General features: G+C 47.6%; 1 protein-coding gene. It reads left to right on the forward strand.

The features are described 5' to 3' along the window. The coding region (cbiE, locus tag A3729_RS27590) for a precorrin-6y C5,15-methyltransferase (decarboxylating) subunit CbiE (protein ID WP_068634499.1) at window positions 1-719 on the forward strand (719 nt) is incomplete at both ends.

Here is a 719-nt window from a genome sequence, read left to right on the forward strand (position 1 = left end):
TTTAAAAGGGCAATTGGCGAGCTATCTGGACGAAGGTGAAACAGTTGCCTTGCTAGCCTCAGGTGATCCGCTATTTTTTGGTATCGGAAAATGGGTACGGCAGAGCTTTTCGGATTTGAGGCAAGATCAACTTTGTTTTCATGCGGGCGTGTCCAGCATTCAAGCCGCTTGCCATCGACTCGGCTGGTCCTTACAAGATGTTGAGGTTATTTCACTGCATGGTCGTCCATTACAATCTTTGACCACTCAGCTCAAACCGCATACATGCTATGTATTGCTCACTGATCAAAATAGTTCTGCGCATGCAATTGCTAAAGAATGCCAACGCCGTGGCTTTGAAATGGCAGCGCTGACGGTCTGCGAAAAGCTTGGTTATTCAGACGAACGGGTACGTCTATTATCAATTGATGAACTCATTGATGGAGAGGCACAAAGCCAACGTTTTGATCCCTTAAATGTCGTGTGTTTACAGACACTTGAATCGACGCAATATACGCCGACATTTCCGGGAATTCCGGATGAGCAGTTTGTGACGGACAAAGCACCCGGTAAAGGCATGATTACCAAGCGTGAAGTTCGCTTAGCGATATTGTCTTTGTTAGAACCGACAACAGACGATTGCATTTGGGATGTTGGGGCAGGTTGCGGTGGTGTTGCCACAGAGCTAGCGTTGTGGGGTAAAGGTGCCCAGGTTCATGCAATCGAGCATCATCCGGAGA

The sequence above is a fragment of the Oleiphilus sp. HI0043 genome, from assembly GCF_001634935.1.